This is a genomic window from Chitinophaga sp. GbtcB8 (assembly GCF_019091455.1).
Taxonomy (GTDB): Bacteria; Bacteroidota; Bacteroidia; order Chitinophagales; family Chitinophagaceae; genus Chitinophaga.
Genome location: NZ_JAGXJN010000016.1, coordinates 126,079 through 140,669 on the forward strand (window position 1 = coordinate 126,079; position 14,591 = coordinate 140,669).

At 45.8% G+C, this 14,591-nt stretch carries 13 protein-coding genes; 7 read left to right on the plus strand and 6 right to left on the minus strand.

Annotated elements, in window-relative coordinates; all coding sequences use genetic code 11:
- Positions 1–21 precede the first annotated feature (21 nt).
- From KVT36_RS16020 to KVT36_RS16040, 5 genes are all read right to left on the minus strand, one after another.
- Complete coding sequence (locus tag KVT36_RS16020) at positions 22–540, minus strand: alpha-N-acetylglucosaminidase N-terminal domain-containing protein (protein ID WP_217604483.1); 519 nt, start codon at positions 538–540, stop codon at positions 22–24.
- A 95-nt stretch (positions 541–635) separates the two neighbouring features.
- The gene (locus KVT36_RS16025) at positions 636–2,255 is read right to left on the minus strand and encodes a RagB/SusD family nutrient uptake outer membrane protein (RefSeq protein ID WP_217604484.1); all 1,620 of its coding nucleotides are present in this window, start codon (positions 2,253–2,255) and stop codon (positions 636–638) included.
- Between the two features lie 23 nt (positions 2,256–2,278).
- Positions 2,279–5,539 (minus strand): TonB-dependent receptor, encoded by a 3,261-nt coding sequence (locus KVT36_RS16030; RefSeq protein ID WP_217604485.1) that lies wholly within the window; start codon positions 5,537–5,539, stop codon positions 2,279–2,281.
- A gap of 408 nt (positions 5,540–5,947) precedes the next feature.
- Positions 5,948–7,180: a FecR family protein gene (locus KVT36_RS16035; RefSeq protein WP_217604486.1), complete on the minus strand. Its 1,233-nt coding sequence runs from the start codon at positions 7,178–7,180 to the stop codon at positions 5,948–5,950.
- 137 nt (positions 7,181–7,317) lie between these two features.
- Positions 7,318–7,959 (minus strand): RNA polymerase sigma factor, encoded by a 642-nt coding sequence (locus KVT36_RS16040; protein WP_217604487.1) that lies wholly within the window; start codon positions 7,957–7,959, stop codon positions 7,318–7,320.
- 198 nt (positions 7,960–8,157) lie between these two features.
- On the opposite strand from KVT36_RS16040, the gene KVT36_RS32750 reads away from it, so the two are divergent.
- The 7 genes from KVT36_RS32750 (at position 8,158) to KVT36_RS16070 (ending at position 14,077) form a co-directional block, all read left to right on the plus strand.
- The gene (locus KVT36_RS32750) at positions 8,158–8,343 is read left to right on the plus strand and encodes a hypothetical protein (protein WP_254640035.1); all 186 of its coding nucleotides are present in this window, start codon (positions 8,158–8,160) and stop codon (positions 8,341–8,343) included.
- Positions 8,344–8,384: 41 nt separating this feature from the next.
- Positions 8,385–9,005 (plus strand): AraC family transcriptional regulator, encoded by a 621-nt coding sequence (locus KVT36_RS16045; RefSeq protein ID WP_254640036.1) that lies wholly within the window; start codon positions 8,385–8,387, stop codon positions 9,003–9,005.
- 65 nt (positions 9,006–9,070) lie between these two features.
- The gene (locus tag KVT36_RS16050) at positions 9,071–10,060 is read left to right on the plus strand and encodes an aldo/keto reductase (protein ID WP_217604488.1); all 990 of its coding nucleotides are present in this window, start codon (positions 9,071–9,073) and stop codon (positions 10,058–10,060) included.
- A 371-nt stretch (positions 10,061–10,431) separates the two neighbouring features.
- A complete protein-coding gene (locus KVT36_RS16055; RefSeq protein ID WP_217604489.1) occupies positions 10,432–11,478 on the plus strand; it encodes a GlxA family transcriptional regulator in 1,047 nt (348 codons plus the stop codon).
- Positions 11,479–11,587: 109 nt separating this feature from the next.
- A complete protein-coding gene (gene gap, locus KVT36_RS16060; protein ID WP_217604490.1) occupies positions 11,588–12,565 on the plus strand; it encodes a type I glyceraldehyde-3-phosphate dehydrogenase in 978 nt (325 codons plus the stop codon).
- Positions 12,566–12,615: 50 nt separating this feature from the next.
- Positions 12,616–13,467: an AraC family transcriptional regulator gene (locus tag KVT36_RS16065; protein ID WP_217604491.1), complete on the plus strand. Its 852-nt coding sequence runs from the start codon at positions 12,616–12,618 to the stop codon at positions 13,465–13,467.
- An 82-nt stretch (positions 13,468–13,549) separates the two neighbouring features.
- Positions 13,550–14,077, plus strand: a complete 528-nt coding sequence (locus KVT36_RS16070) for a YbhB/YbcL family Raf kinase inhibitor-like protein (protein ID WP_254640037.1) — start codon at positions 13,550–13,552, stop codon at positions 14,075–14,077.
- A gap of 71 nt (positions 14,078–14,148) precedes the next feature.
- Here KVT36_RS16070 and KVT36_RS16075 read toward each other — a convergent pair.
- A partial coding sequence (locus tag KVT36_RS16075; RefSeq protein ID WP_254640038.1) for a PEP-utilizing enzyme occupies positions 14,149–14,591 on the minus strand: 443 nt, incomplete at its 5' end.

A 14,591-nucleotide genomic window follows, 5' to 3' on the forward strand; every position in this document is an offset into this window, starting at 1 on the left:
TTTTTTTTTTTTTTCTACTTTTTAATTTTTTTTATTGCCCTCTACTAACAACCCCACACCTATTACTGCCCCCAGGCCGCCGGCATAAGTAGGCCAACCCATCCATTTATTTTCTTTTTCCCAGCGTTCCCAATCCCACCAGCTCATGCTGTAGTTAAAAGTGCAGTAGTTAAGATAATAGCGGTATTGATAGGGTGTTTGCCTGCGAACCTTTTCTTTTAAGACCGGAAGCTTTTTGGGCAGATGAAGATTGGTACCATTCCAGGTTACCTGGGAATGGCAATATTCAGTAAGGTAATAATACAGTGCAGCAGCAACCGCCACACCATTGTTGCCCCTTAAAATAATTTTATTGGCGCTGCTTTCAATTTCAAAAACATCTTTTCCGTCCTGTTGGGGCAAAGCTTCCACTTTGAAAAAAGCCGCCTGTTGCGGGATCATCCTTTTAATAAGCCCGTAAGATGCCCGGGTATCCGGTTGTGCATTTACTTTCAGCAAAAGGGTCACACAGCATAACCATAAAATAAACTTTCTCATCATCAACCTTGCTTTTGGCGTAATATAACATTATGAAATTGAATAACCCGGGGACGGGTCCCCGGGTTATATAGATCTTTACTGATGGCTTACAACACCTAATAACCAGGATTCTGCTTAAGCGCGAGATTAAGACTTAATGCCGCGGTAGGTATAGGATAAATACGGCGATAGGTTTCGGTGTTTGTCTTAAAACCCCACTTATCCTCAAACTTGCCGAAGCGGATCATATCATTCCGGCGCCAGCCTTCCCAGGCAAATTCACGGGTACGCTCTGCATACAAAGTGGTAAGTGTTACCGCCGTCCAGGCTGCAGTAGTAGTACGTTGCGCCCTTACATCGTTCACAAGCGACAAGGCTGATTGACCGTTGGTGGCAGCACCACCCCGTAATATTGCCTCTGCCTTCATCAGCAATATATCCGCATACCTGAATACCGGTATATCATTATTCTGGTTACGGGTAGGAGAGCTTGCATCAGGATAGAACTTGATATTGCGGTAACCCATATTCCAGCCTATTTCATCGTTACCAACATCAAATTGTGATACATCGCCCTGCCTTAAGACAATATCAGGTGTAAGCTTTACATGGAACAATAATGCACCGGAAGGATCGCTTCCTGCATAAAACTGGTCATAGCCCAGGTTGGTAGTGGCAACGGTTATCGGCGTAACGCCGTCGTTCATATACTGCAAACCGGTAAGCCATTGTCCGTTCCGGACATCGCCAGGATCATTAAAGAAGGCATAGTATTCAGGCAGGGTGCTTCCAGGGCCGCCTGGCGTAAATGGCAGGTTGAATTTTTTTGTTTCACTGCGCGGCACATCATAACGGGAATGATTATTTACACTCCTGAAAGGGAAAGTGTTTGTTGATGTTGCATCGTAAGGAATAGCAAAAATAAATTCAGGCGTTAGCGGTCCATTGTCAGGATAAAAGATCTTAAGATAGCTATCCTTTGGCGCTAACGCATATTTGCCGGATTTAATGATGTTGTCGCAGGCTGCAATACAATCATCATTACGCTGAGTGCCGGTATAGACCTCTGCATTCAGGTACATTTTAGCCAGTAAGGCATAAGCGGTGTACAGGTTAGGCCTGCCATAGGTAGTAATACCGGTTACACTGCTTAAAGAAGGAATAGCAGCCTTGATCTCGCTTTCAATAAAATCAAATACCTGCGCACGGGGTATATTGGGTTTGGGAGTAAAATCGCCATACAGGGTATCTATAGGCACATTACCATAGTTATCCATCAGCATAAAATAAGCAAACGCCCGCACCATTTTAAGCTCTGCCAGGCTGGTTTGTTTAAACGCGCCGGCAGGCATATTTTTATTCAGCACGGACAGCGCCTGGTTGGTAGCCCCAATAGTTGTTACCAGCCAGGTCCAGTTGCCATTCACATAACCGTTGTCTTTTGTCCAGCTATGGTAATGCATTTCCTTATTCTGCCCCCCATCATACCAGTTACCGCCCCGGGCAGGCATAATGCCTTCATCGGTACTATAAGATTGCATAAAGAAATATTCAACGCCATAATTACCGCGCAGCGCAACATAGGCCGGGCCCGCAGCCTGTACGAACTGTGCGGAGTCCTGCGGAAAAACATCGGGTGTTAATTCCGTGGAAACCGGCACCTCCACCTTGTGACAGGCGCTGAGGGCAAAAGCCAGGCACCCTATACCAATACTATATTTGATTAACTTTTTCATGATAAATGATTTTTCGGATTAGATCAAAATGCCGCGTTCATGCCAAACAAAAAGGTGCGCGTTTTAGGATAGAAGTTGTTATAATCAACTCCGGGCGCAATACCTCCCTGGTTCACCTCAGGATCAACCCCTTTGAATTTTGTGATTACAAACAGGTTGTTCACAGACGTGTATAACCGGATGTTCTTAATATACCGGCCCGGGTTTTTGAAATTATAACCCAGCGTTGCATTATCAAATCTTACATAAGAGCCGCTTTCTATAAAACGGGAAGAGTATCTGTATGCATTCACATCAGCGATAGATTCATTACCGGCATCTACCAGAATGTTGGAGTATTGTGCAGTAGTAGGTCTGAAAAGATCCGCCCGGGTAGCGTTAAATATTTTGTTCCCGAACACCCCCCTGATAAAAATGTTGAGATCGAAAGCCTTATAGTGGAAACTGTTGGACCAGCCGGCCAGCAGCTTAGGCTGCGCGCTGCCCATGTAATGGTAGTCCCTGCCATTGGATGGTGAGGTGGTAAGCTTACCATCGCCTCCTACGTATTGAGATACACCATCCGGGTTCTTACCGGCATATTCCAATGTAAAGAACTGGCCCAGCGGTTTACCCGATTTTAACAGCTGTAAAGAGCTGCCGGACTGGCCACCGCCTTCCGGGAAACTTACTGCCAGCGAATCGCCACCAGTGAACAGCGGGTTTTTGAGGCTGGTTATTTTATTGGTGTTATGTGCCAGGTTCAGGTTGGAGGTCCAGCTGAAATCTTTGGTCTGCACGGGTGTGGCGCTAAGCCCCAGCTCAATGCCCTTGTTATTCATACTTCCTCCATTAGCCGTAATGGTTCCTGCAGGAACAAGCAGCGGGTCAACCCGGTACGGGTAGATCATACCCGTGGTATTCTTGTTATACCATTCCAGCGTTCCGCTTAATTTGCCTTTTAATATCGCAAAGTCAATACCGATGTTAGTGGTAGCTGTTTTCTCCCAGCGCAGGTCAGGGTTATCGGCCTGGGTAGGGCCATAAGCAGCTACCTGCACACCGTTATAATAATAAGTTCCCAGGCTGCCTGAAATGAGCCGTGCTGTATAGGCATTAAAACCGGTGGCATTACCTGTTACACCATAACTTGCTCTTAGCTTTAAGCTGGTGAAAACCTGCTGTTTGTCCATAAACGCTTCATTGCTGATACGCCATGCAGCACCTACAGAAGGAAAATAACCCCACTGGTTATCGGTTCCAAAAACAGAGCTGCCATCCCTTCTTATAGAACCTTGTAACAGGTACTTATCCTTAAAGTTATAGTTTAAGCGGGCAAAGTCTGAAATAAGCCTTGTTTCCTGGTAAATGCCGTTAGGGCCAAAGTTGATACGATAAGAGCTAACCGCATAAGGGTTACTTAATGCAAAGTTATTATAAGCTATATTATCAACCGGGAAATTGGAAGTAGATGCCTGGAAACCGTCGCCATTAACGTAATTCTGCCATGAGTATCCCAGCACCGCGTTTATGCTGTGCATACCAAACTTCTTATCCCAGGTAAGATAAGTTTCCAGCAGCTTGCTCGTGTTCTGGTACGAGCTTCTTACCGCCTGCCCGTTTGTGCCGAATGTTTGCTGCGTGTGGCCGCCCAGCCCCGGATCCGGGTTATCATACATGTTGGTGTAATGACTGGTAAAATACTTATCGTAATAGGCGCCATACAACAGGCTGGTGCTTTGGTAAGCAATGTTCATATCGTAGGTGAAGCCAAAAGGCAATTTAACCTGCGTGGTAAAGCTGCCGACCAGGGTATTGTTCTTATTGTTTACCTGGCTGTTATCCAGCATGGCTACCGGGTTATAGTAGTTCTGGTTCTGGAAATTCTCAAAAAATGTTCCATCCGCATTTTTAATGGGTGAAACCGGCAGGTACAGCGCAGACTGTAACAATACGGTATTCCGGTATGCAATGTCATCGGAATTGGTATGGGAGTTGGTTACTGTAAGCCCAAATTTTACTTTATCATTTAAAGCATATTGTTCTACAGCCATGCGGGCAATCACACGTTCCAGGGAGCTGGATGTAAGGATCCCTTCCTTACGCATGTAGTTAACACTGGCTATGTAGTTGCCGTGCTCTCCACCGCCGCTGAAAGACAGGTTATGATTATGCGAAACTGCGGAGCTGCGTTGTACGGAACTTTGCCAGTCGGTATTAGCGCCTTTGTCATCCGCGGGGGCGAAAGCCAGGCTATTCTTTTTAAGAAAATCCCTCAGCTGGCCGGCATCCATCATATCCAGCTTGTTGGATACTTTTTCCAGCCCAATGTAACTATTGTAACCCACCTGCATCTGACCGCTCCTGCCCTTCCTGGTGGTGACCATAATAACGCCGTTGGCGCCGCGGTTACCATAGATAGCCGTAGCTGCGGCATCTTTCAGCACATCTATTGAAGCAATATCATCCGGCGCTATTACGGATATATCTGCGCCGGGTATACCATCAATTACATAGAATGGTGTCTGTGAGCTGTTAATGGTGGAAGCGCCCCGCATAACAACTGCGGCCGGCTTATTAGGATCGCCGCTGGCTGAAATATTCAGGCCCGGCACCTTGCCCTGCAATAACTGCCCCACATCACTTATTGCGCCCCTGTTAAGATCTTCTGCCTTAACAGTTGAAATGGCGCTGGTTAAGGCTGCCCTGTTCTGCTTACCATAGCCTACCACTACAAAATCACTCAATGTTACTTTGCTTTCTGCAAGGTTAATGGCAACAAAAGGCTGATCACTAAACGCAAGCTCCTTTGGGTCATACCCCACATAGGAGAACACCAGCACCTCACCCTTATTAACGGTTATGGAAAACTCACCGTTGACATCAGTGGTGGTTCCCCGTTGCGTGTTCTTTACCAATACACTTACGCCAATGAGCGGTGTACCATCAATGGCGGTTACTTTTCCCTTTATATGCGCGGGTGGCAGCGGGGCCTGGTAGTCGGTCTTTTCCCCCGGCAGCTTTATAATAATGGTGTGATCCACTATAATATATTCAAAACCCTGGCTGTTCAGGCATTTCTTCAGGGCCTCGTCAATATTTACATCTTTGAGCTCTATAGAAATTTTATCTACATTTTTCAACAGCGATGACCTATACCAAAACGAGTAACCGCTTTGCTTTTCAATTTCTGAAAGCACTTTTACAAGTGGTACATTTTTAGCTTTAAGGGAAATTTTCTGGGCAACTCCCTTGGCGCTAACCTGTAATAAAGCAGCAAGTATTAAAATGGTGGTTAATTTCATAACCAATAACGTTTTGGATAATAACCGGCTTCGGGTAAAGGGATGCAAGGCAAGCCCTAACCTACCGGTTTTGCGGTAAGCAATCAGATTCATACATTTGTTTTGATTTGGTTAATAAATAAACAGTTCCTGAAACAATTGTTTAGTCTAAAGATTAGCTCAAATTAAACCGGGGACGGCTCCAACGTTCCCGGTCTTTATTTGGTCTAAAGTCAGCATTTCATTCTCTCATCATATTTAAGTGCTTGTTTTAGCAAAGTTGTGGTGATACAATTTCATGGTAAGTGCGTGGATTTTTTTCATTCCTTGTGGAACCGTTTTGCCGCGTAGGCTGCAGTATCCCGTGGATAATTTTTTCATTGTTCAATTTTCATAGTGGATCAATAGCGTTATTACTTACAACTTATATCAGGCCGTTACAATAATTTTTCTTCCTTCAATTTTAAAATGCAGATCGCTCAGCTCCAATATCTTAAGCACTTGTGTCAGGCTAATATTCTTTGATATTTTCCCTGTAAAACGATCAGTAGGTATAGGTCCTTCGTAACTTACTTCTACATCATACCACCGGCTCAGCTGGCGCATAATGGCAGGGAGCTCGGTATCATTATACTGGAACACGCCGTTTATCCAGGCGGTTTCTTCATCCGCATTAATACTGCCGGTTACTTTCAGATCGCTGTTCTGTTTAACCAGCCTTGCCTGCTGCATAGGGCTCAGTAATACGCTGTTATTACTTTTGGTTACTTTAACAGCTCCTTCGAGCAAGGTTGTTTTCACTATATTTTCATCGTCATAGGCCATTATATTAAAATGGGTTCCAAGCACCTCTACCTGCATACCGCTACCGGCATCCGCTTCATTTACATGCACAATAAAAGGCACATTGCGGCCGTCACGGGCAGTGTGCTTGCTCACTTCAAAATATGCTTCCCCGGTTATTTGCACGTTACGTTCTTTGCCGGTAAAAGCTGTTGGAAAACGCAGGCTGGATCCGGCATTGAGCCAAACCGTGGTATTATCAGGAAGTATTATTTTATAGGTACCGCCCCTGGGCGTTGATATAGTATTATATACTACCGCACCGGCTGCGCCCTTAGCCTGGTATGCAAGCTGGCCGTTATTTAACTTAATGATACTGGTATTGCCCTGCCGGGAAAGCTGGCCGTTCTTAGCGCTGTCAAGTGTAATGGTGCTGCCATCGGCCAGGGTTAATATTGCTTTATTACCACCGGGTTGCACATCTTTGATGGCAGCTGCTGACTCAGACCCTAAAGCCCCTGTTTCCTTTGCCCGGTTACCTGTATTGAAATAATACAAGCCGCCCAACACCAGGCCTGTTAAAACGGCAGCTGCGGCAAAACGCTTAAAAGAAAAAGATCTTTTAACCGGCATAGCTACTACCGGCGTCTGAGGTGCTTCCCCGGACCTTTTAAGTACTTCGGAAAACATTTCAGGCAACTGCCCTGCATCGGATAAACCCCTGTCCATTTTATTTTCAAGGCGGGCACGCAGCACATCGTCAATAACAGCAAGACCGGGCTCTTTTTGTACTTCCGCCAAAAAGACCGCAAGCTCTTCCTGCCCAATTGTTTCATCCAGAAACTTTTGCACCAAATGCTCAAATGCCTTCCTTTCCATAAAATATTACAAGGTTTATAAGGGAATTATATATTTATATTTTTAAATATACATTAAGCAGGGTGATAAAACACATGACTTAATACTCCCTCTCATATAATAAGACGTAATTAAAAGACTGAAGGGAGCGCCGGGGTTCAAATTTTTTTTTGCAGGAGTAATAACACGAACGTGTACAACAGTGAATTGCCCGTATGTTGTTCAAGAAGATGGCGTACCTGGACGATAGCCCTTACGATATAGCTTTTTACCGACTGTTTGGAGATCCCCATCTGACAGGCAATTTCCTCATGGCTTAAGCCCTGGAAACGGCTCAGGCGGAAAGCGGTTTGCTGTTGTGGAGGAAGGTGCCTGATTGCCTGATTTACCGCCTGTTCCAGCTCCTTAAGCTCAAGCTGCTGCCCGGGATGATAACATGTTTCTTCAAAATAATTCTTCAGATATTCTTCATTTTCATGCACATACACCTTTTTTCTGAGCCGGTCTATGATCAGGTTGCGGGTAGTGACGTACAAATAAGACTCGAATCTGCTTACGTTCTTCAGGGTCTCCTTTTTCATCCAGATCTGCACAAAAATATCCTGTGCAAGATCCATGGATATTTCAGCCGATTTGGTAAAAGTAAATGCAGTGGAGTATACCTGGTCCCAATAGTGGTTGAAAACAACCTGGTAAGATTGCTGATCTCCCTGCGCAATACAGTTCAGGAGATGTTTCTCATTATTTAACCCCTTTAAAAGCACCAGGTGTAATTTATTGCTTACAGAGCAAATAATCAAATATCGGGGGTAGGATAAGGGAAAAAGGGGGTGATGGGTACTGCACAACTCCATCTTTCTGATGCTCACTTTTACCATTTTAGGTTGCCTCAACCCTCCATTCCCACACACCAGCAAAAGAAAAACACGCAGGTAACTTAATTGAAAAACAGGTATCGAAGAGGTCCTCCCCGGTTTATTTTACTAACTTTATAAACCATGCATTCTCTCCTGGACGCCATTAAACAGAATAATAAGCTGCCGATACGCCTCGTCTCGCCCGGCTTTGGTCACCTCTCATCTGAGGAGGCCCGCCAATATGGTATACCCAACGCAGAACCTATTATTTCTTTCTTTTCATGGTGGATGGGTGCACACAACATCGTGTTGATCTTCAGCAATTAGATATAAACACAAATGAGCTGCTGGTTGTTCTTCCTCACCAGATGCATGAGCTTCCGGACCCGCAGCACGGCTCAGATTATTTTAAGATCGGCTTTGATGAAAGCTGTCTTTCCCTGTTACCCAAACAATACCCCTTCCTGGTAAATCCGCTGAACACTCAAAAGGTCACCTTCAGGCCATCTGCCGCCGCCAGGCTAAAGTCGGTCTTTGGGATACTACTCGAATTATTGAGCAGTATGAACACTGATCCGGAGCTTATCCTGACGTATCTTAACAGCTTACTAACAGAAGTAAATAGTGCATATTTCATCGCGGATCGAATGCCGGCTGATGAAAAGCTTTCCAAATATATTGGCTTCAAGGTTTTTGTGGAGAACAACCTTACCGGTCATCCTACGATCAGGGAAATTGCCGGGGAACTGGCTATTAACACGAATAGCTTATATAACATTGTGAAGCAATATTCCGGGCTTTCGCCCAAAGAGTTCATTATCAAACGCCTGATACTGGAAGCATGCCGCCGGTTGTATTATGGAGAGCACTCTTCTATCAAGGAGCTTGCCTTTGAGCTCGGCTTTAACGACCCCGAATATTTCTCCAGGCTGTTTAAGAAGGTTACGGGTAAAACTATTGCCAGGTTCTTTCACGATCTGTCAGGGTAATAATACATTTTGTCCGGCTGGTTAAGGAAGGTTCTGTTCATTTTTGTGCATCAAAAAGATCAGCAATGAACAGAACATTAGGAACAAACGGCCCATTGGTGTCCGCTATAGGTTTAGGATGCATGGGTATGTCCGGCGCATACGGGCAATCAGACGAAAAGGAAGCCATCGCTACCATTGAGCGGGCGCTTGAACTCGGTCACAATTTTTTAGATACCGCAGATTATTATAATGCAGGCCACAACGAGGAGTTGATCAGTCAGGCCATCAAAGGTAAACGCGAAAAAGCCTTTCTCTCTGTTAAAACAGGCCAGCTGCTTACTCCCGGCGCTAACGGAGGCATGGCCCCTGGCCGGGTAACTGCACATCCGGATCACCTGCGCAATGCGGTTTTTTACAGCTTACGCCGGCTAAAGACTGAGTATATCGATCTTTATACTCCGGCCAGGGTAGATCCAAACGTTCCAATTGAAGAAACGATCGGTGCACTGGCCGATCTCGTACAAAAGGGCGTGATCCGTTACATTGGTTTGTCGGAAGCATCAGCAGCAAGCATCAGAAGGGCCGCTGCCGTACATCCTGTTGCTGCGCTGCAGATAGAATACTCACTATGGAGCAGGGATATTGAGACAGCAGTGCTTCCAGCTATACGTGAATTGGGTATTGGCCTTGTTGCTTATGCGCCATTAAGCCGTGGCTTTTTAAGTGGAGAATTCAAGCAACCAGAGGACATTAAAGATAGCCGTGTAAACATGCCACGTTACCAGGGCGAAAACTTTTATAAAAATCTCAGGCTGGTTGTAAAGATCAGGACATTAGCTGCTGATAAAAGCTGCACACCGGCCCAATTAGCCATTGCCTGGGTACTCTCACAAGGCAATGACATCATCACTATTCCTGGCTCTAAGCGAATAAAACATCTTGAAGAAAATATTGCGGCTGGGAATGTTCAGCTTACCCGGGAAGACCTCGAAAGCATTGATGCCCTTATGCCTGCAGGTATTGTTTCCGGCACCCGGTACCCGGAAAAATTCCTAAGTGCTTTGAACCGGTGACAGCCGTTTTTGAGTTGCGGTAACATCTCCCCATTTATAGCAGCCTCCGGCTCAGGCAGGGGGCTGTATTCAAAATGATTGCCCCTACCTCCTCTTCACCGCTCTTACAACCACCTTCTCCCCCTGCTTAACTTCAAAGAGGTCAATAACACCGTCTCTCAGAGAACTTGAAAAAACGCAACTATCGGTTGGGGAAGACATAAGGAAGAAAGTATCTAATCCGGTAGCATACATTTTTTCCGGTCTTCGGTATAGCGTAAATATGTACAGAAACGGACACCTGCGTCCGGTTTTGCCACCAGGAGCTAAATGGCCGAAACTGTATAATTTATGTCCTTTGAGACAGGGCCATTAAATGCTAACTTTGCCACATGAACCATGACACCGAAGGCAATAATAACTATCCCCAAAAGAAACGGGTAGTGATTGTGGCATTGACCAGGCTCTTGCTGCTTGACTTTGCCGGCCCGGCAGATGTATTCAACTATGCTACAAGATGCCTGCAGGAAACCGGATCAGGTGAGGGATATGAGGTATTGGTTGTAGCCCCCGCTGCTGACAAGCTGGTTGCCATAGCAAGCGGGGTCGAAATCCGTTGCAAATTATCCGCAATGGAGGTTGGGTTTCCCATAGATACACTCATCATTGCCGGTAATGATTTCAGTGAAGATGCTGCAGCCGCGCTTGTGCCCTTTTATCAATGGTTATCGGCCGTTAATGAGGGCAATACCCGGCGGATCGCTTCTGTTTGTGGCGGCGCATTTGCGTTGGCGAAGGCAGGTTTATTAAATGGCCGCAAAGCAACTACGCATTGGGACCTGAACGAAAAATTGAAAAAGAGTTATCCTCAGGTGGAGGTAAATACGGATCCTTTTTTCACGAACGATGGAAATATTTACACCTCTGCCGGGGTATCTGCAGGAATTGATCTGGCGCTTGCGCTCGTGGAAGAGGACTTTGGAAAAGATATTGCGGTAAAGGTGGCGCGGCAGCTGGTATTTTACCTGAACAGGCCAGGCTTTCAATCTCAATTCGGAAATTTACTCCCCGTTTACGAGAGCTCAAACATTGCAAATAAGTTACAGGAATGGTTAAAAGGCCATTTACATGAACCATTGGATGTAAGCAGCATTGCAGCACATCTTAATATGAGCGTACGCAACCTGACACGCGTATTTCAGAAACAAACCGGTATGTCGCCTGCGAAATTCGTTGAAAAAGCGAGAGTGGAAACCGCCAGAAGGCTTTTAGAAGATACAGACCTTCCGCTGGAAAGGATCAGTGAACAATGCGGCCTGGGTGGCCTGGTATCCATGCGGCGAATATTCCTAAGACACCTCATGACAACACCCTCTGATTACAGGCGGGCCTTCCGTACCTCACTGAAGCATGCTGAAACGGAGCATTTGCTTTCCTGAGGGCCGCAAATAAGATCCAAACTATTTAAAACACCTGAAATGCACCCTAGTGCGTTAATGGGTAGCTATTGCCTTAATCACAGAAATATTTAATTGAAAAAATAACGACATGAAAATTGCAATCAATGGACTGGGCCGCATCGGCAGAATGACCCTCCGGGCATTACAAAACCATCCCGGAATTGAGGTGGTGGCGGTAAATGACTTAACAGATGCCAGCACACTGGCGCATTTATTAAAGTATGATACTGCGCATGGCCGCTTCCCTGGTGAAGTAACAGCAGAAGATAATGCGCTGACCGTAAACGGAAAACGTATCGCGCTGCTCAGTGAGCGCGACCCCGCAAAACTGCCCTGGGCATCTTTGGGAATTGATGCTGTCATTGAATCTACCGGCCGCTTTACTGATAAAACAACCGCACACGCGCATATTGATGCAGGAGCAAAAAAAGTGCTCATCACCGCACCTGCATCAGGCGGGGTTAAGACGATTGTGCACGGCGTTAATAATGAGCTGATCGGTGATGATGTGATCTATAGCACTGCTTCCTGCACAACCGGTGCTATTGCACCTGTACTGTCTGTGCTGGATAAAGAATTTGGCATCGAATCAGGTTATATGGTTACCATCCATGCCTTTACTGCAGATCAGAACCTGCAGGATGCTCCGCATAAGGACTTACGCCGGGCACGTGCAGCTACCTGGTCTATCATTCCTACATCAACAGGCGCTGCGAAAGCCATTGGCGATATACTCCCGGATCTCAAAGGAAAAATGGATGGATATTCATACCGCGTGCCGGTTATTGATGGCTCCATCGTGGATCTATCTATCAACCTAAAGAAGGAAGTATCAAAAGATGATGTTAAGAACATGCTGAAGCACTATGCTGAAACATCGCTGAAAGGCATCCTGGAATACACGGAAGAACCCTTCGTATCCTCGGATATCCTTGGAAATACCCATTCTTCTATTGTGGATGGCAGTCTTACCAAAACCATTGGCCGCCTGGTTAAAGTGGTTGCCTGGTACGACAATGAAGTAGGAATATCTAACCGCATTGCGGAGCTGATAAGCAAATTATAAGGAGCGGGTGGCGTAAAAATATTATCTTGAAAAGATAATAATGCTTCCTTATGAACGGGCATGCTAACACATCACCGGCAAAACCGGATGAAGGATCTGTTGTCATTCTTCGCTACCGTACTAATACGCCCCCTGCCAGGGCAAAAATAATGCTGCAGCAAAACCTGATCTCCTTTTTGCTTGAGGGCGAAAAAACGGTTCATTTTGCAGGCACAGAGGTTTCAATAAAGCCGCAGCAGTTTGTGATATTAGCTGCGGGGAATTGCCTCATGACTGAAAAGGTGGTTGCAAAAAATGCAGACTATCACAGCATTCTTATTTTCTTTGACAATAACCTGCTGGCTGATTTTTTTAACCGGCATGCTTTATTGCTGGATGAACAAACAAGGCAATCAGACAATCCTCCATTCCTGCTGTTTGAAAAGGATGAGTTCCTGGTGAATTTCACCCGCTCCCTTGACTGCATGCTTAGCGCTGATAAGCCTCTATATCATGGTCTGCAAAAGGTAAAGCTGGAAGAGCTGTTCTTATATCTTGCTATACAATACCCGGGACAGATCCGGCAGATCAGGAACCTGAGCTATGAAGCAAATGACGACCTGGTAGTGCGCCAGGCAGTTACCTCGCATATAAACAGCAATATCACTGTTGAGGAGCTTGCCTTTTTATGTAACATGAGCCTTTCTACTTTTAAACGCAGGTTCGCCCGTATTTATGGCAATAGCCCTAACAGATGGCTCCTGGAAAAAAGAATGGAAAGAGCTGCTAAAATGCTGCGGCAGGATGATTGCAAAGCAAGCGAGATCTATTATGAGCTGGGTTATGAAAACCTGTCCAGCTTTATACAATCCTTTAAGCAGATCTACGGTATAACGCCTAAACAGTACCAGTTATCAGGTTGAACGTTTAGCCATACTTTCTGAATGATTGCCTATCTTTTCCTGCTGGTCTTTGCAGCTACCTTTGAGTAATAATTCAAACAAAATGCAAAAGATCATGGCAACATTGAGCGGCAGTGCATCTGCACAAACATTTACCTTAAAAAGCAGGGAGCTTGGCGGGCAGCTGACCCAAAAGCAATATGCAAGCGGCATGGGTTTTAATGGTGAGAACCAGTCGCCGCAGCTCTATTGGGAGAATGCTCCAAAGGAAACACAAAGTTTTGCAGTAACGGTCTATGACCTGGATGCGCCTACAGGCAGTGGCTTTTGGCACTGGGTAGTTTTCAATATCCCGCAAAACATCCAGGAGCTAGCCCCTGGCGCCGGCGATCCGGATAAACACCTGCTGCCTGCAGAAGCCATTCAAAGCAATACGGATGTTGGTGCACCCGGTTATATTGGCGCGGCCCCGAATGAAGGCCCTGCCCACCGTTACCTGATCACGGTGTATGCGCTTAGCAAAAAGCTGGACTTAGATAAAAACGTTACGCCTGCTTTCGTTGGTTTTAACATGCACTTTGCCACATTAGCCCAGGCTTCGCTGATTGCTTACGGCCAAAAACAGGATTAAATGATTTGCCCCGGCACTAAAAAAATGCCGGGGCAATTATTGCTTGCCATTGTATTGGCGGAAGGAAATAATTAATGCAGGATCTCTATATAACCATCCGTACCGTTTATACGTATCCGTTGCCCGTCTTTTATCAGCCTGGTGGCATTCTCCACGCCAACAACAGCTGGTAACCCATATTCACGTGCAATAACAGCTCCATGGGTCATTAGGCCGCCTACTTCAGTAACCTGGCCTTTTATGGATACAAACAAGGGTGTCCAGCTGGGATCTGTAAATGTGGTTACTAAAATATCGCCGTCTTCTATGTTGGCATCTTCCATATTTAAAATAACACGTGCGCGCCCTTCTATAATCCCGGAAGAAACCGCCAGGCCTGCAATGGCTTCGGCAGGGATATTTTCCCGCTTGTACTGACCCGTTATAATTTCGCCATCAGAGGTGATCACACGTGGCGGAGTTAGTTTTTCATATAACCTGTACTCCTCTTTTCGTTTGTCGATGACCTGGTGAT